Source organism: Asanoa sp. WMMD1127, assembly GCF_029626225.1.
Lineage (GTDB): Bacteria > Actinomycetota > Actinomycetes > Mycobacteriales > Micromonosporaceae > Asanoa.
Window position 1 is genome coordinate 1,385,321 of sequence record NZ_JARUBP010000001.1, and the last position, 17,526, is coordinate 1,402,846.

Here is a 17,526-nt window from a genome sequence, read left to right on the forward strand (position 1 = left end):
GCTCCCTCACAAGTTCGTGGATGTCCAAGGTAACGCGCGGCACGGCGGAGAGGTCGCGATACGCCAGCCGAGCCATACCATGGCTCTGCGTCACCGGGGACGGCGACACCGTACACCCAGGTCGAAGGGTGACGGGTGCCACCGCACCGGAACCGGTGTCGATCGAACAGCTGAACAACGCGTTCACCCTGGCCAGCATTCCTGCGGCGCGGGAGTTGGACGATCTCCGACAAGTTCCGCCAACCGGGCCAGCCGGCGGCGGCCCGTCACCCGGTAGGCCGGGCCGCCGGCGCGCGGACCGAGCAGCGCGGCGGGCAGGCCGACGGCGGCGAGGGCGGCGCCGACCTGGTCCCACTGGCCCTCGTCGTTGGCGCCGAGCCGGAGCGCGTATCCGGCGTCGTCCGGTGCCCCCGCCGCTGCCACCCAAAGGCGGAGCCTTCGCCCATCGAGGAAGAAACCGGGCGGGGGACGCTTGACGGCGCCGCGGAGCCACGCGACGCCGAGGGTGGCCAGCGCCGTGGAGTAAGAGGTACGCACCCCGAGATGCCCGTCCACCTCGGTCGGCGACCAGGTCGGCGCCAGGCCGCGCAAGGTCAGCTCCGCCACGAGCACGTGCACCCGCCAGCCGGCGTCGACGACCACCGACACCCGCGCGGTCCCGCCCATCCGCACGACCTGGCCCGGCCCGGCGAGCAGGCCCGCCAGGTCTCCCGGCGTGGGTTCGCGGGCCTCGACGCCGAACAGCGAGAGCTGCCGCGGCGTCAGCGACACTCCGGGACCTCGTCGAAGGCGCGCGCCAGCTCCGGCGAGTTGAGCTTGCTGGTGTCCAGCGCGCTGGCGTCGTACTCCTTGTTGAGGGTCTCGACCGCCGTGCCGACGCCGTCGTAGAACGACGGGCCGGTGTCGAGGCCCTCGATCGCCCGCTTGGCCTTGCCGTAGGCGTCGCGCACCCCGGCCAGCGACCCGACGAAACCCTCGGCCACCGTCTCGCCCTGCTCGACGTCGGGCACGCCGGCCTGTTCGACCGAGGCGCGCGCCGTCTCGCTCGCCCGCTCGGCGCCGTCGAGCAACCGCACGAGGTTCTCCTTCGCCTGCGCGGGAGCGGTCTTGGCGGTCATCTGCTGCTCGGTGCTCGAGGCGAGACTGTCGATCTCTTCCCGCCAGGGGCTCAGTGCCGCGCAGACGTCCGCCGCCCAGACCTGTGGGCCCGGTTGGTCACCGCCGCAGCCGGCCAACGCCAGCACGACGAAAACGGCGGACAGGACTGCGCGAGGGGTACGCATGCCGTGCAGCATAAGAGCAACGGCCCCCGGCCGACGCGCCTGCGTCAACCGGGGGCCGTAGTCCGCCAGGGCGGATCAGACGTTCACCCGCTCCGTCTCGGACGCGCCCGTGCCCTCATCGGCTTTTCCCGAATCGGCCTCCGAGATGGCCACCGGCTTGCGCTTGCTGAACAGCACCGCGCCGACGATGACCGCGACCGCGACGACGGCGATGCCGACCCGCAGACCGGTGTTGGCGTCGTCGCCGACGCTGAACGTGATGACGGCCGGGGCGATCAGCAGCGCGACCAGGTTCATCACCTTGATCAGCGGGTTGATCGCCGGGCCGGCGGTGTCCTTGAACGGGTCACCGACGGTGTCGCCGATGACGGTCGCGGCGTGCGCCTCGGAGCCCTTGCCGCCGTAGTGGCCGTCCTCGACCAGCTTCTTCGCGTTGTCCCAGGCGCCACCGGAGTTGGCCAGGAACACGGCCATCAGCGTGCCCGCGCCGATCGCACCGGCCAGGTAGGAGGCCAGCGCGCCGGCACCGAGGCCGAAGCCGACGGCGATCGGCGCGAGGATCGCCAGCAGACCCGGGGTGAGCAGCTCGCGCTGCGCGTCGCGGGTGCAGATGTCGACGACCTTGCCGTACTCGGGCCGCTGGGTGCGGTCCATGATGCCCGGGAACTCCCGGAACTGGCGACGGACCTCGACCACCACGGCGCCGGCGGACCGGGCCACCGCGTTGATCGCCAGACCGGAGAAGAGGAACACCACCGCGGCGCCGACGATCAGGCCGACCAGGTTCCGCGGGTTGCTGATGTTCAGCAGGTTGAGGATGTAGTTGTCGACGTCCGCGATGCCCGCGTCGGTCAGCGACGTCGCCACCGAGCTCGTGTACGAGCCGAACAGCGCGGTCGCGGCGAGGACGGCCGTAGCGATCGCGATGCCCTTGGTGATGGCCTTCGTGGTGTTGCCGACCGCGTCGAGCTCGGTCAGCGTCTTCGCGCCGGCCTCGTCGATGTCGCCGGACATCTCGGCGATGCCCTGCGCGTTGTCGGAGATCGGGCCGAAGGTGTCCATCGCGACGATGACGCCGACCGTGGTCAGCAGGCCGATGCCGGCCAGCGCGACCGCGAACAGCGACAGGATCAGCGAACCGCCACCCAGCAGGAACGCGCCGAACACGCCGGCGCCGATCAGCAGCGCGGAGTAGACGGCCGACTCGAGACCCACACTGATGCCGGCGAGCACGACGGTGGCCGCACCGGTCTGCGAGCTCTTGCCGATGTCCTGCACCGGACGCCGCTCGACCTCGGTGAAGTAGCCGGTCAGCGCCTGGATGGCGGCGGCCAGCACGATGCCGATGACGACGGCGCCGATCGCGACCCAGCGCGGGTCGCGGGTGATGCCGGCGATCTCGGGCGACACGCCGTTGAACTCGGCGAACGACGGCTTGAGGTAGAACCAGGAGACGACCGCGACCGCGACCGCGGAGATCGCCGCCGAGATGTAGAACGCGCGGTTGATCGCCTGCAGGCCGTTGCGGTCGCTCGCGCGCAGCCGGGTGATGAACACGCCGACGATCGCGATGATCGCGCCGATGGCCGAGACGATCAGGGGGAACACCAGGCCGTCCTCGCCGAACGCGGCCCGGCCCAGGATCAGGGCGGCGACCAGGGTCACGGCGTACGACTCGAACAGGTCGGCCGCCATGCCGGCGCAGTCACCGACGTTGTCGCCCACGTTGTCGGCGATCGTCGCCGCGTTGCGCGGGTCGTCCTCCGGGATGCCCTGCTCGACCTTGCCGACCAGGTCGGCGCCGACGTCGGCGGCCTTGGTGAAGATGCCGCCGCCGACCCGCATGAACATGGCGAGCAGCGCGGCGCCGAAGCCGAAGCCCTCGAGCACCGTCGGGGCGTCGCCCTTGTAGAGCAGCACGACGACGGTCGCGCCGACCAGGCCGAGGCCGACGGTCAGGAAGCCGACGACACCGCCCGTGCGGAATGCGATCTGCATCGCCTTCTCACGGCCGCCCTCGGCCTCGCGGGCCGCGGCCGCGACGCGCAGGTTGGCGCGGGTCGCCAGCGCCATGCCGGCGCCACCGATGAACGCGCTGAACGCCGCGCCGACGATGAAGAACAGCGAGCGCCCGAGCTTGACCAGCGTCTCGTTGCCGTCCGCGCCGTGCACCGGCAGCACGTAGAGCAGGATCACCGCGATCACAACGAAGATCGCAAGCGTTCTGAACTGGCGGCGCAGGTATGCGGAAGCGCCCTCCTGCACAGCGCCGGCGATGTCCTGCATATTGGTGGTGCCCTTACCGGTCGCCAGAACCGCCCGCCGCAGCGTGGCCGCGAAGCCAAGCGCCACCAGGGCGATGACCAAGGCGACGATCACGTACGAGAAGTTCGCACCAGTAAGGGACAGCCCGCCGCCATCGGCGGCCAAGGTCCCGGTCCCGGACATCTATGTCCTCCAATAACCGACCAACGCGTCCCGCCGGAGGACTAACCCGGCCTTGGGACGTCTCCCTGTGGAGAGCAACGACGCACCGACCTGGCGGATGGCGAGGTCAGGGCGTTAGCTGATAACCCGCGTACTCTAGCCGCACACAGTGTTGACATTCACATCGGCGCGGGGTTGTCGCGCACAAAACGTGATCTCTGCTAGCGCCCGACCGGCCAGACCATGCGTACTTCGGTGCCGATGCCGTCGTCGACGGGACGCACCTGGAGATCTTCGACGAACCCCGCGAGCAGGGCGAACCCGACACCGACGGTCAGCGCCTCGTCGGTCAGCGACTCGTTGGCGAGCTCGTCCGGGGGCAACGCGGCGATGCCGAGACCAGCCTCGATCGGCGCGCGGTCGATGACCCGGACGATGTAGCTGCCGCCGTCGGACATCTCGACCAGCACGAGATCGGTCAGCCCGTACTGCCGGTGCAGCGCGACCGCCCGCGTGCACGCCTCGCCGATCGCGAGCCGCACCTCGTCGAGCAGTTCCTCGGCGACACCGGCGCGCCGGGCCACCGCCACGCCGACCAGGCGGGCGGTCCGGACGTGCACCGGAGCCGGGGAGAACGAGAGACGAACCGTCGCCATCACGCGGCCGGACCGGCCTCGGTCGCCGCTTCGACGGTCGCGAACAGGGGGAAGACCTGGTCGAGGGCGGTGATCCGGAAGATCTTCAGCAGCGGTTCCTTGTCACACACGAGGCTGAGGCCGCCGCCGGCCTGGCGTAGCCGCTTGAGCGCGCCGACGAGCACCCCCAACCCGGTGGAGTCGAGGAAGTCGACCCGGCCGAGGTCGACGACGATCTGGGTCGCCCCGGCGTCGGTCAGCTCGATCAGGCGCTCACGCAGGCGGGGTGCCGTGTAGACGTCGACCTCGCCGCCGACCTCCAGCACGGTGTGCTCGCCCTGGGTCCGGGTCGAGAGCGACAGCTCCATCGAACGCCTCCCGCGGTCGTCTGGGTTTCCCTGCGATCTAACCATCGACACGCTGTGTACGCAGCGAGGACCTGACCCGGCGTCGACTGATCAGTACATCAGTGCGAGAGTGCTTGCATGACCACCGCGGTTGGGGCGCCGGCATCCGTGCTCGCCGGCCTGCTGACCCGGCCGCCGGTCACGCATGTCGAAGAGGTGGCGGCCCGGGTCGGCGACACCGTGCCATGGCCGTCGTGGGTGCCACCCTCCGTGATCTCCGCGTACGCGGACCGGGGCGTTCCTTCGCCGTGGCGGCATCAGGCGGCGGCGGCGACGCTGGCGTTCGAGGGTCAGCACGTGGTGGTCGCGACGGGCACCGCTTCCGGGAAGTCGCTCGCCTATCAGCTGCCGGCGTTGTCCCGCCTGGTGCTCGATCCGCGGGCCACGGCGCTTTATCTCGCGCCGACCAAGGCGTTGGCCGCGGACCAGTTACGGTCCGTGGCCGCTTTGGACGTGGAGGGCGTACGCCCGGCGTGTTATGACGGCGACACGCCGCGAGCGGAACGGGAGTGGATCCGCCAGCACTCGCGTTTCGTCCTGACAAATCCCGACATGTTGCACCGCAGCATCCTGCCGGGGCATGCCGCCTGGGGCACCTTCCTGCGGCGGCTCGCGTTCGTGGTGGTCGACGAGTGCCACACCTACCGGGGTGTGTTCGGCTCGCACGTCGCCCACGTGTTGCGGCGGCTGCGGCGGGCGGCGGCGCGCTACGGACGCAGCCCGGTGTTCGTGCTGGCGTCCGCGACGGCCGGTGACCCCGAGACGGCCGCGGCCCGGCTGACCGGGCTGCGGGTCGAGGCGGTGACCGAGGACGCGTCGCCGCGGGGTGGCGTGACGTTCGCGTTGTGGGAGCCGCCGCTGGAGTCGGCGTCCTCGTCGGCCACGGTGCGGCGGTCCGCTGTGCGGGAGACGGCGTCGTTGCTGACCGACACGGTCGCCGCCGGGGTGCGGACCGTCGCGTTCGTCCGGTCGCGGCGCGGCGCGGAGACGGTGGCGACGGTGGCCCGGCGCTCGTTGGAGGAGATCTCACCGTCGCTGGCCTCGCGGGTGGCGGCCTATCGGGCCGGCTACCTGCGCGAGGAGCGGCGGGCGCTGGAAGAGGGCTTGCTGTCCGGCTCGCTGCTCGGTCTGGCGTCGACCAACGCGCTGGAGTTGGGCGTCGACCTGGTCGGCCTCGACGCGGTGCTGATCTGCGGCTACCCCGGCACGCGGGCGTCGCTGTGGCAGCAGGCGGGCCGAGCGGGCCGCGCCGGCGGCGACGCGCTGGCCGTGCTGGTGGCCCGCGACGACCCGCTGGACACCTATCTCGTGCACCACCCGGAGGCGCTGTTCGGCCACCCGGTCGAGGCCACGGTCCTCGACCCGTCCAACCCCTATGTGCTGGGCCCCCAACTGTGCTGCGCGGCGGCCGAGGGCCCGCTGACCCAGGCTGATCTCTCGCTGTTCGGCCCGGCCGCGGCGCCGGTGCTGGAGGAGCTCGTGGCCGCCGGCCTGCTGCGCCGCCGCCCGTCGGGCTGGTATTGGCGTCCCTACAAGCGCCCCGAGGTCGACCTGCGCGGCAGCGGCGGCCAACCGATCTGCATCGTCGAGTCGGCCACCGGCCGGCTGTTGGGAATGACCGACGCGGGCTCGTCCCACTTCATGCTCCACGAGGGCGCGGTCTATCTGCACCAGGGCGCGTCTTTCGTCGTGGACTCCCTGGACTTCGACGACGGCTGCGCGCTGGTGCACGCGGACGAGCCGGACTACACGACCCACGCCCGCGACGTGACGACGCTGTCGGTGGCCGGGGTCGGTTCGTCGGTGCAGGCGGGCCCGGTCGAGATGCACCTGGGCGAGGTCGACGTGACGAGCCAGGTGGTCTCCTACCAACGGCGCCGACTCGGCTCGGGCGAGGTGATCGACACTCGACCGCTGGACCTGCCGCCGCGCGAGCTGCGTACGGTCGCGGTCTGGTTCACGGTCTCCCCGACCGCCCTCGCCGCCTGCGGAGTGGCCGAAGCGGACATCCCGGGCGCCCTGCACGCAGCCGAACACGCGGCGATCGGCTTGCTGCCGCTGGTCGCGACCTGCGACCGCTGGGACATCGGCGGCATCTCGACGGCCGCACACCCGGACACCGGCCTACCGACGGTCTTCGTCTACGACGGCCACCCGGGCGGCGCCGGCTTCGCGGAACGCGCCTACGCCGCCGCGTCGTCCTGGCTGCAGGCGACCCGCGACGTGATCGCCGAATGCGCGTGCGAGGTCGGATGTCCGTCGTGCGTCCAGTCACCGAAGTGCGGCAACGGCAACAACCCACTGGCCAAGGCGGAAGCGGTCAAGCTCCTGGACGTGGTCCTGACCAACCTCGCAGCCGAGCACCCGCCGGTCGCGGAGGATCCTGGGGTGGCCTCCGCCGTCGATGGCGCGCTTGTAGCTCCGCCGACGACCGACCGGCACCCGGATGCGGCTGCCGTTGCAGCGAACGCGGCGAAGGACGCGGGCGCTGAGCCGGCCGCGGTGAGCCCAGCCGGCAACGCTGGCTCCAAGCCTGCGGTCGCGGCTGGCGGGCCAGCCGGCAACGCCGGCTCCGGGCCCACGGTCGCGGCTGGCGGGCTAGGTCGCGTCTCTCGGATCATGGCCGGGTCCAGAGCAGGATTCCGGCCAAGGTAAGCGCGGCCTGGTAGTGCACGGCGAGTTTGTCGGTGCGCATGGCCAGGCCGCGCCATTGTTTAAGCCGGTTGATACATCGCTCGGCCACGTTGCGTTGCCGGTACGCCTGCGGGTCGAAGGCCGGTGGGCGGCCGCCTCGGCTGCCCCGCCGCCGGCGGTGCGATTTTTGATCGTCCGGTTGCGGGATCGTCGCGGCGATGCCGCGCTGGCGCAGCCAGCCGCGGATGGCCCGTGACGAGTACGCCTTGTCGGCCAGCACCCGCATCGGGCGTTGGCGGGGTCGTCCAGGGCCCCGGCGGGGCACCGCGATGGCGTCCATGACGGCGGTGAACTGTGGTGCGTCACCGGCCTGCCCCGCGGTGACGAGCAGGCTCATCGGCCGGCACCCGGAATCGGCGGCGAGGTGGACCTTCGTGCTCAGACCGCCACGCGAGCGGCCGAGGCCGTGGTCGTCGGGCTCACCGACGCGTGGGTGTCTTTTCCCGGCCGTAGCCCGGCCGCGTGCTGGTGCGCACGCACGACGGTCGAGTCCACCGCGGCGACGAGCCAGTCCATCTCCCCGGCGGCGTCCGCGTCGGCCTGCACCGCCGTCAGCAACCGTTGCCACGTGCCGTCGAGAGTCCAGCGGCGAAACCGCGAGTACGCGCCTTTCCACGACCCGAACTCGGTCGGCAGGTCCCGCCACGGTGACCCGGTGCGGTATTTCCACGCGATCGCCTCGATCACCTCACGGTGATCCGCCCACCGGCCACCGCGCTGCGGCGACCGGTCCGGCAGATACGGCTCCAACCGCGCCCACATGTCATCAGTGATCCATCGACGAACCGGCACCCTGGACCAACGAGTCAGTGATCCGAGAGACGCGCCCTAGCCGGCAACGCTGGCTCCGGGCCCACGGTCGCGGCTGGCGGGTCAGCCGGCAACGCCGGCTCGGAGCAGGTGGCGAGTGCGAAGGTCCCCGGGGCGTCGACCGGCGTTCGGCGCAGGCGTGGTTCGGCCGCCGCGAAGCGCGCCGGAGCCCACACCGCTCACACGACCGACCCGGCGGCCGCTGCCGCGGATGCTGGCGCCGCGGCGCCGCGCGTGCCGAAGGCGCGGGCCAAGTTGGCTCAGCCGTCGACCGAGCCGACCACCGAGCCAACCGCCGAGCCGCCGCCGACCGAGGCCGTCGGCGCCGATGAGGCGGCGCGGCCGGCAGCGACGACGCCCAAGCGTCGGCGGGCCAAACGCACGACCGCCGTCGCACCGGTAAGCCGGCATGAGAGCTCCGTCGAAGACGACTCGGCCGACGACGCGCCAGCGGCTGGCGCGGCGCGGCCGTCGTTGGCGTTGCGGCCGGCCGGGGACGCGGCGGCCTGACCGGTTCCCGGCGGCCCGCCGACCGGTGATGATGGCGGGATGGTGCCCGCGCCCATCGAACCTTCAGCGCTCGAATCCGCCCTCCGTCCGTTCGGCGAGTCGACGATGCTTCCCGCGGTCGCCTACCTCAGCGACGACGTGCTGGCCTGGGAACGCCGGCACCTGTTCGCCGGCTCGTGGGTCGCGTTGGGTCGCACGACCGCTCTGGCCGCGCCCGGCAACCAACGCGCCGTCACCGTAGGCGATGTCGGCGTGCTGCTGACGTTCGACGGCGGCGGACCGCGGGCGTTCGCCAACGTCTGCCGCCACCGCGGGCACGAGCTGCTGGCCGCCGGCGAGACCGCGGACCGACCGGCGGTGCTCTGCCCGTACCACGGCTGGTCCTATGCCCTGGACGGCCACGTACGGACCGCGCCCCGGATGGGCCCCTCCTTCGACGCCGACGCGTACGGCCTCGTCGAACTGCCGGCCGTCGACTGGCACGGCTGGCTGTTCGTCAACGCGACCGGCACGGCCCGGCCGTTCACCGAGCACGTCGGGGCGATGGCCCGCCACGTCGCGCCGTACCGACCGGAGGCGCTGGTCGGCAAGGCCCGCCACGAGTACGAGGCGGCCGCCAACTGGAAGCTCCTCGTGGAGAACTACCACGAGTGCTACCACTGCCCGCTGATCCACCCTGAACTCTGCGCCGTCTCGCCGCCGAGCTCCGGCAGCAACTGGCGCGAGCCGGGCGCCTGGGTCGGCGGCTCGATGGACCTGCGCGACCACGCGGAAACGATGTCGCTGGACGGCCGTTCCCACGGCGTCGCACTGGCCGGTGTCGACCCGCGGCTGGTCCGCTACCTCGGCCTCTTCCCCAATCTGCTCGTCTCGCTGCATCCCGACTACGTCATGACCCACCTCCTCGAACCCCTGTCACCACAGCGCACCCGGGTCACCTGCGAGTGGCTGTTCCCGGACGAGGTCGCCGACCCCGCGTACGCCGTCGAGTTCTGGGATCTCACCAACCGCCAGGACTGGGCGGCCTGCGAGTCCGTCCAACGTGGAGTATCGTCACCTCACTTCGTGCCGGGACCGCTGGCGCCCAACGAGAACGCGGTCTACGACTGGGTGTCGCTCGTCGCCCGCGTTTACCGCGACCCGGCGGCCGAGCTCTCCTGACGTGCTCACGACGGCCAGCCGACCGGCCCAGCCCGAGCCCGCGCCGTCGCGGCCCGCAGCACACCGCCTGGTGGCAGCCGGACGATGACCTCCACGGCCACCACGATCTCGAAGCCGTGGACGACGCAGCTGGTCACCCGACCGCCGTTGGCGCCGGCGATCTCGCCGGCACGGGCGCACGCGGCCGCCGGTCCTTCCAGCGTGCGGGCCGCACCGGCGAGCGCGCCGAAGTCGGCCGCCGTCTGCGCGCGATGCCGACCGACCGCGGCCACGCCGACCGCCGCGCACGCCATGCCGAGCAGCACGAACGCCAACCCGACGGCCAGCACCCACACCGTCGCCGCGCCGCTGTCGCGGGGCCGAGCGCTCACCCCGGGAGATCGTCGCCACACCATCGCCGCGCCATCGTCGTGAGGCCGTGGACTCGCCCCGGGAGATCGTCCCCACAACGTCGCCGCGCCGCCGTCGCGATGCCGAGCACTCACCATGAAAGATCGGCCTCCTCGGGTTCGCGGGCAGCCACCGCGGTCGCCGACACCTCGATCGGCGGCAGGCGCGTGCCGGCGACGCGGGCCGGTGCGCGCACCGTTGCGGTGACGGTGTCGCCGCTGATCTCGACGGTGACGGTGGCGCCGTCGGGCGCGACGTGCGTTGCCGACAGTCCGCCGGCCTGGCCTCGGGCGGCGGCCAGCGCCGCGTCGCGGGCGGCGTCAGCGCACTGCAGTTTGGTTTGGGTGGCCGCGACCGCGGCGACGCCGACGAAGAGCAGCAGCACCAACGCCGGTGTGGCGGCTGCCATCTCTGCCGTTGTCGAACCGCGGTCGCGGCCACGGCCCGTCCACCGCGACCACGTCCGGTCGCGCCGGCCCCGGAGGACTCCCGGCGGCGTCGGAGGTTCACCGCACGGGAGTCGACGCGCCGGTACGGGTCGCATGCGACGGGCCCTGGCCATCAGCCGAGCGCTCGGCTGATGACCGCGGCAAGCGCGGCGGTTATCTTGTCGGATCCGACGACTTTCAGCAGCGTGGCAGCGAAGGCGACGGCGGCGAGGGTGCCGACGGCGTACTCCGCGGTCGTCATGCCCGCGTCGTCGCGCAGCCCGTTGAGGAGTTTGCGCACGGTGTGACTCCTTTCAGTCGGTCAGAGGACGTCGCCGAGAAGAGCGACGATCACCGGTACGAGACCGGCGAGGATGAAGGCCGGCAGGAAACAGAAGCCGAGTGGGAGTACGACAAGCACGCCGGCCCTGCGCGCCGCCGCCTCCAGGGCCGCGGCCCGGTCGGCGCGTAGGTCGTCGGCCAAGCGGGTGAGCGCCCCCGCGAGCGCGGACCCGCTCGCCGACGATCGGATGGCGGCCGCGGCGATCCGGCTGCCGCCCGGCATCCCAGCAATATGGCTCCAGGCCTCGTCGGGGTCGGCGCCCAACCGCAGCGAGCGACCCACCGTGGTCAGCCGTTCCCGCAGCGGTCCGCCGAGCGCTTCGGCGACGCCGAGTACCGCCACGTCGACCGGCGCGCCGGCACGGAGCGCGGCGGCGATCAGGTCAGCGCAGATCGGCGCGTCGGCCGTCTCGCGCAGTCGCCGCTCCTTCGCCTCGGGCGGTTCGAGGCGTCCGAGGATCCGGTGCGCGGCGAAGGCCGCCGGTGGTGCCAGCCCGAGCCCCCACCAGCCGTCGACGACCAGGGCCGTCGCGGCCGCAGTGGCCAAGGCGCCGAGCTTCGCCACGTCAGGACGCTTGCGCTGCTTGGGCACGCCCGCGATGCGCGCCAGCCGGCGCCGCGCAGCCGAAGCCCGCCTCAACGGCGCCATGACGCGGCCTCCTTGCCGAGCTGGGCCACCTGGATGGTGGTCATGACGGCCTCGGTTGGAGGCGTTGCGACCAGAGCAGGCCGAGGATCTGCAGACCGATCGCACCGAAGGCGCAAACGGCGCCGAGTGGGGTGTGCAGCAACATCTCGAGCGGATTCGTGCCGATGGCATAGCCCATTGCCAGCCCGCCGATGGGGAGCGCGGCGAGCAGGACGGCGGTCGCCTGGGTTCCGGCTGTCTGCGCCAGCGCCGCCGCACGGGCGCGATCGCCGGCGCGGGCGTCGGCCTCGATGCGGTCGATCAGGTCCGCGAGCGGAGCTCCGGTGCGTTCGGCCAAGGTCACCGCCGCCGCGGCCAGCTCAGCCAGATCCACACCGCGCCGCGCGGACGCGGCATCCGACCGCGACGGAGCCGGATCGGTGATCAAGGCCAGATTCACGCCGTGCGGCGCGGAGGCCGCGCTGGCTCCCGCGGCGGGATCGGTTGCGATGATGCTTGCCGCTTGGGCCGCGGCCTGGACCGGCAGGCCGGCTCGAAGGTCAGCCGCCAAGCCGGTCAATCTGTCGAGCTGGGCCGACCGCTCGGCCCGGCGCGCAGCCTCGCCGCGCCGCTCACGGATGAAGGACACCGCGACCGCGCCGTAGGCGCCGAGCCCGATCGCCGCGACCACCCCGCCGACGAACCAACCCGGCAGAGCCGCAAGACCGAAGGACAGCGAGAGCGCCCGCCACCGCGGCCCGGCAAGGATCATCGCGGCAAGTCGCGACGCGAGAGCATGCCGTCGACGGACCGACGCCGGCCGCGAAGCCGACCTCGACGCCGAGAGCACCGCGAGCTGCCGCCGCCGCAGCCGGCGGGAACGCCGGACGACGACGAGTAGAACCGCGACCAGAGACAGCGCGACACCACCGAGAATCGCGATGGTCATCGCGCACCGCCCCAGCACCGCACGCCGAGCGGTGGGCGGAGACCAGGCACGCGAATTGCGCGACGCCGGCCAAGCCGTCGGACCGCGTTCATCGGGCACCCGGCCAGAGCAGTTCCGGGACGCGGACGCCGCGGGCGGCCAACAGGGAGCCCAGGTCCGGGGCCGCGACTCCTATGCCGGTCGAGCGTTCCCACACCGGTCGCACTGTCACGAACCGGTCCGGTCCCTCGGCGGCGACCAGGCCGACTGTTTCCAGCACCCGCCCCGACATCGAGCGCCGCATCTGCAGGACGACCTGCAGCGCCGCCGTCACCTGGGCGTGCAGCGCCAGCCGGGGCAAACCGCCCAGCAACCCCAAAGCCTCGAGCCGCGCCGGGACGTCGGCGATCGCGTTGGCGTGCAGCGTCCCCGCGCCGCCCTCGTGGCCTGTGTTCAGCGCCCGCAACAGGTCGACGATCTCGGCGCCGCGGCACTCGCCTACGACCAGGCGGTCCGGGCGCATCCGGAGCGCCTGGCGGACCAGGTCGGTCATCTCGACCTCGCCTTCGCCCTCCACGTTGGACACTCGGCACTGCAGGCTGACCACGTGCGGATGGGCCGGGCGCAGCTCGGTCGCGTCCTCCACCAGCACGATCCGCTCGTCGCGCGGGACCAGCTCGATCAGCGTGTTGAGCAACGTGGTCTTGCCGGAGCCGGTGCCACCGACCACCAGATACGCCAGGCGGGCCGCCACCACCGCCGCCAGCAGATCGGCCACCGGCGCCGGGACCGTGCGGCAGGTCACCAGGTCGGCGAGGGTGAACGGGCGGCGCCGGAACGTACGCAGCGAGAGGTAGGGCCCGCCCGTCGCCACCGGCGGCAGCACCGCGTGCAACCGGGTGCCGTCGGGCAGGATCGCGTCCGCGTAGGGCGAACCGTCGTCGAGGCGTCGCCCCGTCGCCCCCACCAGCCGTTGCGCGAGCCGCCGGGCCGCCTCGGGCGACGGCAGCCCGACCCGCTCCCGCCGCAACCCGCTCCCGCGGTCGACCCACACCTCCGTCGCGTTGACCAGCACGTCGGTGACCTCCGGGTCGGCCAGCAACGGCCCGAGCGGACCGGCGCCGACCAGGTCGTCGTGCACCCGGGTCGCCAACCGCAGCACGTCGCGATCGCCGAGCGCCGGGCCGCCGGTCTCCCGCACCGCGGCAACGACGGCGGCCGGGCTGACCTCGTCGCGCCCCGCCGCGAACCGCCGGCGGACCCGCCCGGCCAGGTCGGCCGACGAGTGCCCGAACGGCGGCGGATTCGCCGGCAACACCGCCGTCACGCCGCCACCTCCCCGGTCGCGTCGAACAGCGAACCCAGCACCTCGCGACACAACGCGACCAGCGGCCCCCTGCCCGCCGCGGCCGGTGCCTGGCCGTGCTCGAGCCCGCGCGCCAGGCCCGGCTCGGGCGCCAACAGGCCGGCCAACGGGAAGCCGACGGACCGCGCCACCTCGGCCGCCGACAGGTTCCCGGGCGCGGGCCCGCGGACCACGACCGAGACCGACGCGCAGTGCAGCGCCACCGCCTTGGCCAGCTGGGTCGCCGCCGCGGTCGCGCGGAGCTCGGCCGGCACCACCAGCAAGGCCAGGTCGGCGCCCTGCAGCGCCGCCACGGCCGCGTCGTCGAGCCGGCGGGGCAGGTCGACCACCACGACGTCGCGGGCCCGGCGGCCGGCGTCGAGCACGGCGGCCATCGCGGCGGCCGGCAGGGGCAGTGGCTCGCCGCGGTCGAACGAGACCATCACCAGGTCGCCGCGCTGCGGCAGCGAGCGGACCAGGGCCAGCGGGTCGAGCGCACCCTCGGCACCGGCCAGGCCGGGCCAGCGCAGCCCGTCGACGCCCTCCCAGCCGAGGATGAGATCGAGGCCGCCGCCGAACGGGTCGGCGTCGACCAGCAACGTCCGCCGGCCATCGCGGGCTGCCGTCACCGCCAGGGCGCCGGCCAGCACGCTTGCGCCGGCCCCACCGCGACCGCCGAGCACCGCGACCACCCGACCGGCGCCATCGGCTGGCGACAGTGCGCTGAACCGCCGCAAAAGCCACTCTTCAGCCTCGGGTAGCCGCACGACATATTCGGCGCCGAGTGACTCGGCCGGCGACGCCACGGCGCCCGGCCCACAACCGGCCAGGACCACCCGCTGGCGACGCGGCAGGCGCGCCCCGAGGCAGGGGCCGGCCTGATCAGCGCCGACCACGACCAGGGGCGCCCGGGACCAGCGTGGTCGCGCGGCCGCCGGGTCGGGCGCGACGTCGACCTCGGTGCCGGCCGCCGCCGCGATGCGCAGCAGCTCCTCCAGCAGGTCGGCATCGGCCGTCACGACCAGCGGCAGCCGGAATCCGGGCCGAACGGGAGCGGGCATCGCGGGGCCTCCACGAGATGGAAGGGACGGGAAATGACCCGCCAACCTTCGCCGCCGGACCGAGTCAGCGGCGGACCCAAGCGAAACCCTGTGGATAACCCAGAACCTGTGGACAACCACCCAGCGCAGCAGACGATCAGCTACGGGCCACAGAGGACGGACGAAAAACGACGACCCCCGTCGGGGGGAGACGGGGGTCGCCTGAGGTTCGGCTCCGGGGGGGTCGAGCCGAACCCACTCAGCGGTCACGGGGGGTGCAACCGCCGAGGGTCGGAAACACGACTCGAAATCGTGTCTCAACTAGCATGCCTGATATGCGCGGTGCGCGTCGAGTGGCGTTTGCCCCAACTCGCACGACACGCCGAGGGAGATCCGTGACATCCGTCGCCGTGTCCCCAGGGCGGTACCAAGTTGTACCAGGCTGTGCGGTAGTTGTCGTGCCCCGGGCGGGGCAGCGCGTTTCGCTCCGCACATTAGACTTTCGATCGTGGGCCGAAGTGCCGCGTTTTTCGACCTGGACAAGACCGTCATCGCCAAGTCAAGTGCCTTGGCGTTCGGTCGACCGTTCTATCGTGACGGCCTCATCACGCGCCGTGACGTCGTCAAGTCGGCGTATGCCCAGTTGATGTTCCGTCTCGGCGGCACCGACGACCAGTCGATGGCGCGGATCCGTGACTACTTGGCTACCCTCTGCAAGGGCTGGCCGGTCGACCAGGTCGGTCAGATCGTCACCGAGACCCTGCACGAGCTCATCAACCCCTACATCTACGCCGAGGCCGCCGCCCTGATCGACGAGCACCAGGCGGCCGGCCGCGACGTCGTGCTGGTCTCCGCCTCCGGCGAGGAGATCGTCAAGCCGATCGGCGCTCTGCTCGGCATCACCGACGTGATCGCCACCCGGATGGGCGTCACCGACGGCCGCTACAACGGCGAGGTCGAGTTCTACGCCGCCGGTTCGGCCAAGGTCGACGCGGTCACCTCGCTGGCCAAGGAGCGCGGCTACGACCTGGCCGACTGCTACGCCTACTCCGACTCGACCTCCGACATCCCGCTCCTCGAGTGCGTCGGCCACCCCAGCGCCGTCAACCCCGGCCGGGTCCTGCGTCGCCTCGCCGCCGACAACGGCTGGCCGGTGCTCGAGTTCCGCCACCCGATCCCGATCGGCCGGCGACTCCGCGAACGCCCGGCCGTCCCGGTCGCCGCCGCCGCGATCGGCGTCGGTGTCGGCGTAGCGATCGGCATCGCCTGGTACGGCCGCCACCGCCGCACCCGCCCAGCCCCGGCCTGACACGCCAGAACGCGAGCAGCCCGTAACCACACCCGAACGCGCCGCCACGAAGCCTTCCGATCAAGCGGTCATCGGCGTAGAAATGGGGATGCGGACACCGAGCGATCGGGCTCCGTGCACGGCCACCGGGCACCCACGCGCGACCAGCCGCGGCAGGCACGTCCCGGCGGATCAACCGGCCCCGAAAGGGCCCAAGACCGCCGACGACGACTCAGGTGCACGCTTGGTAACCCGGCCGGACGTGAGTGACGGCGCCTCAGCCTTGAGGCGCCGTCCACGTCTGTTCGGCCACCTCGGTCAACGACTCGGCGCCCAACGACACTGCCACGAAGCAGTGCCGCAACCACGACCGCACTCCGTCCGGCGTGCCGGTCGCGAACGCGCCAGCCGCACCCACGTACTCCGGCTCCCGGGCCAGATGCCCCACCTCGGGCGCGATCAGCCCACGCGGGTCGAAGCCCGACGACATCAGCGTCAACCGGGCAGCCGCCCGCGCCACCACGCCCGGAGCACCGGCAAAGGGCTGCAGAGCCAACAACTCACCGTGTACGACCGCCGCCAGCACCAGTGGCGGCGCCGACGTCCCACCGGCGACCAACGCGGCCAGCGCGTCCAACCGCGGGCCGGCGGCGGCCGAAACGGGGTGCCCGAGTGAGGACGCAGGCACGGAACCTCGCGCCGCCAGCACGTGCAACCGCGCCAGCACCTGCCGCGGCGCCCTGTGCCACGTGTCGACCAGCGTCGGCAGCGCCGCCGCCACCCGCAGGCACCCCTGCACCACCGGGTCGGTCACGACCCCGGCGCGGACCTGCTCGCGATCGTGCGCGTACCCCGCCAAAGCCGCCGACGCGACCGCGGACCGCAGGCTCACCTCGGCCGCGACCGCCCCACCCTGCCGGCGCAACGCGCGATGCCGCATCGCGGCGTCGGCGGCCTCCCGGGCGGTGGTGACGGCGTCCTGCACGTCGGCGAGCGCCAGCAGCGGCGCGAGCGGGTCAGCGAGCACGAGGCAACGCTAGCGGAGCGTACTGAGGCTGCGCGAAACAGCGCGCTGATGGCAAGATTCGAACAAGTACGGACGCCGTCTGCGCGGCCGGCGCGCGTGCGGGTTCACTCGGCGCGTGCTCCGCCCCACCGAGCCCTCCCAGCCCAGGCGGCCCGGACACTAGATTTCTCCACAAGCCCGAAA

The 17,526-nt window shown here is 72.6% G+C and carries 15 protein-coding genes and 2 pseudogenes; 3 read left to right on the forward strand and 14 right to left on the reverse strand.

Annotation, left to right across the window (positions count from 1 at the left end):
• Positions 1-183: 183 nt before the first annotated feature.
• From O7635_RS06815 to O7635_RS06835, 5 genes are all read right to left on the reverse strand, one after another.
• The gene (locus tag O7635_RS06815) at positions 184-771 is read right to left on the reverse strand and encodes a hypothetical protein (protein ID WP_278079562.1); all 588 of its coding nucleotides are present in this window, start codon (positions 769-771) and stop codon (positions 184-186) included.
• Positions 762-1,283 carry a hypothetical protein gene (locus O7635_RS06820; protein ID WP_278079563.1) on the reverse strand — a complete coding sequence of 174 codons (522 nt, stop codon included), beginning with the start codon at positions 1,281-1,283 and terminating at the stop codon, positions 762-764. The genes O7635_RS06815 and O7635_RS06820 overlap by 10 nt, the downstream gene beginning before the upstream one ends.
• A 75-nt stretch (positions 1,284-1,358) precedes the next feature.
• Positions 1,359-3,731, reverse strand: a complete 2,373-nt coding sequence (locus O7635_RS06825) for a sodium-translocating pyrophosphatase (protein WP_278079564.1) — start codon at positions 3,729-3,731, stop codon at positions 1,359-1,361.
• Positions 3,732-3,931: 200 nt separating this feature from the next.
• Positions 3,932-4,369: an ATP-binding protein gene (locus tag O7635_RS06830; RefSeq protein WP_278079565.1), complete on the reverse strand. Its 438-nt coding sequence runs from the start codon at positions 4,367-4,369 to the stop codon at positions 3,932-3,934.
• On the reverse strand, positions 4,366-4,713 hold the full coding sequence (locus O7635_RS06835; protein WP_278079566.1) for an STAS domain-containing protein: 348 nt from the start codon (positions 4,711-4,713) through the stop codon (positions 4,366-4,368). The genes O7635_RS06830 and O7635_RS06835 overlap by 4 nt, the downstream gene beginning before the upstream one ends.
• Positions 4,714-4,830: 117 nt before the next feature.
• Here O7635_RS06835 and O7635_RS06840 point away from each other — a divergent pair, with 117 nt between their 5' ends.
• A complete protein-coding gene (locus O7635_RS06840) occupies positions 4,831-7,407 on the forward strand; it encodes a DEAD/DEAH box helicase (protein WP_278079567.1) in 2,577 nt (858 codons plus the stop codon).
• On the opposite strand, the pseudogene O7635_RS06845 reads toward O7635_RS06840, so the two are convergent.
• Positions 7,370-8,208: pseudogene (locus O7635_RS06845) on the reverse strand (IS5 family transposase). The gene O7635_RS06840 and the pseudogene O7635_RS06845 overlap by 38 nt on opposite strands.
• 663 nt (positions 8,209-8,871) lie before the next feature.
• On the opposite strand from O7635_RS06845, the gene O7635_RS06850 reads away from it, so the two are divergent.
• Positions 8,872-9,927 (forward strand): aromatic ring-hydroxylating dioxygenase subunit alpha, encoded by a 1,056-nt coding sequence (locus tag O7635_RS06850; protein ID WP_278079568.1) that lies wholly within the window; start codon positions 8,872-8,874, stop codon positions 9,925-9,927.
• Positions 9,928-9,932: 5 nt separating this feature from the next.
• On the opposite strand, the gene O7635_RS06855 is transcribed toward O7635_RS06850, so the two are convergent.
• The 7 genes and pseudogenes from O7635_RS06855 to ssd all read right to left on the reverse strand — a co-directional run bounded on the left by O7635_RS06855 (position 9,933) and on the right by ssd (position 15,007).
• Positions 9,933-10,298 carry an Rv3654c family TadE-like protein gene (locus O7635_RS06855; RefSeq protein ID WP_278079569.1) on the reverse strand — a complete coding sequence of 122 codons (366 nt, stop codon included), beginning with the start codon at positions 10,296-10,298 and terminating at the stop codon, positions 9,933-9,935.
• 110 nt (positions 10,299-10,408) lie between these two features.
• Positions 10,409-10,756, reverse strand: a pseudogene (locus O7635_RS06860) (TadE family type IV pilus minor pilin); the annotation flags it as partial.
• 122 nt (positions 10,757-10,878) lie between these two features.
• Positions 10,879-11,046 carry a DUF4244 domain-containing protein gene (locus O7635_RS06865; RefSeq protein WP_278079570.1) on the reverse strand — a complete coding sequence of 56 codons (168 nt, stop codon included), beginning with the start codon at positions 11,044-11,046 and terminating at the stop codon, positions 10,879-10,881.
• A 21-nt stretch (positions 11,047-11,067) separates the two neighbouring features.
• Positions 11,068-11,736 (reverse strand): type II secretion system F family protein, encoded by a 669-nt coding sequence (locus O7635_RS06870; RefSeq protein ID WP_278079571.1) that lies wholly within the window; start codon positions 11,734-11,736, stop codon positions 11,068-11,070.
• A 40-nt stretch (positions 11,737-11,776) separates the two neighbouring features.
• Positions 11,777-12,664: a hypothetical protein gene (locus tag O7635_RS06875; RefSeq protein WP_278079572.1), complete on the reverse strand. Its 888-nt coding sequence runs from the start codon at positions 12,662-12,664 to the stop codon at positions 11,777-11,779.
• Between the two features lie 88 nt (positions 12,665-12,752).
• Complete coding sequence (locus O7635_RS06880; RefSeq protein WP_278085389.1) at positions 12,753-13,961, reverse strand: TadA family conjugal transfer-associated ATPase; 1,209 nt, start codon at positions 13,959-13,961, stop codon at positions 12,753-12,755.
• Positions 13,962-13,966: 5 nt separating this feature from the next.
• A complete protein-coding gene (ssd, locus tag O7635_RS06885) occupies positions 13,967-15,007 on the reverse strand; it encodes a septum site-determining protein Ssd (RefSeq protein WP_278085390.1) in 1,041 nt (346 codons plus the stop codon).
• 529 nt (positions 15,008-15,536) lie between these two features.
• Between ssd and O7635_RS06890 the strand changes: the two genes are divergently transcribed.
• A complete protein-coding gene (locus O7635_RS06890; RefSeq protein WP_278079573.1) occupies positions 15,537-16,337 on the forward strand; it encodes an HAD-IB family hydrolase in 801 nt (266 codons plus the stop codon).
• Positions 16,338-16,593: 256 nt separating this feature from the next.
• On the opposite strand, the gene O7635_RS06895 is transcribed toward O7635_RS06890, so the two are convergent.
• Positions 16,594-17,343: an oxidoreductase gene (locus O7635_RS06895; RefSeq protein ID WP_278079574.1), complete on the reverse strand. Its 750-nt coding sequence runs from the start codon at positions 17,341-17,343 to the stop codon at positions 16,594-16,596.
• Positions 17,344-17,526: the final 183 nt, after the last annotated feature.

Excerpts from the sequence above, each read along its gene's own strand:
- O7635_RS06820 (WP_278079563.1), bottom strand. The coding sequence starts at position 1,283 with ATGCGTACCCCTCGCGCAGTCCTGTCCGCCGTTTTCGTCGTGCTGGCG.
- O7635_RS06825 (WP_278079564.1), bottom strand. The coding sequence starts at position 3,731 with ATGTCCGGGACCGGGACCTTGGCCGCCGATGGCGGCGGGCTGTCCCTT.
- O7635_RS06835 (WP_278079566.1), bottom strand. The coding sequence starts at position 4,713 with ATGGAGCTGTCGCTCTCGACCCGGACCCAGGGCGAGCACACCGTGCTG.
- O7635_RS06840 (WP_278079567.1), top strand. The coding sequence starts at position 4,831 with ATGACCACCGCGGTTGGGGCGCCGGCATCCGTGCTCGCCGGCCTGCTG.
- O7635_RS06850 (WP_278079568.1), top strand. The coding sequence starts at position 8,872 with ATGCTTCCCGCGGTCGCCTACCTCAGCGACGACGTGCTGGCCTGGGAA.
- O7635_RS06870 (WP_278079571.1), bottom strand. The coding sequence starts at position 11,736 with ATGGCGCCGTTGAGGCGGGCTTCGGCTGCGCGGCGCCGGCTGGCGCGC.
- O7635_RS06875 (WP_278079572.1), bottom strand. The coding sequence starts at position 12,664 with ATGACCATCGCGATTCTCGGTGGTGTCGCGCTGTCTCTGGTCGCGGTT.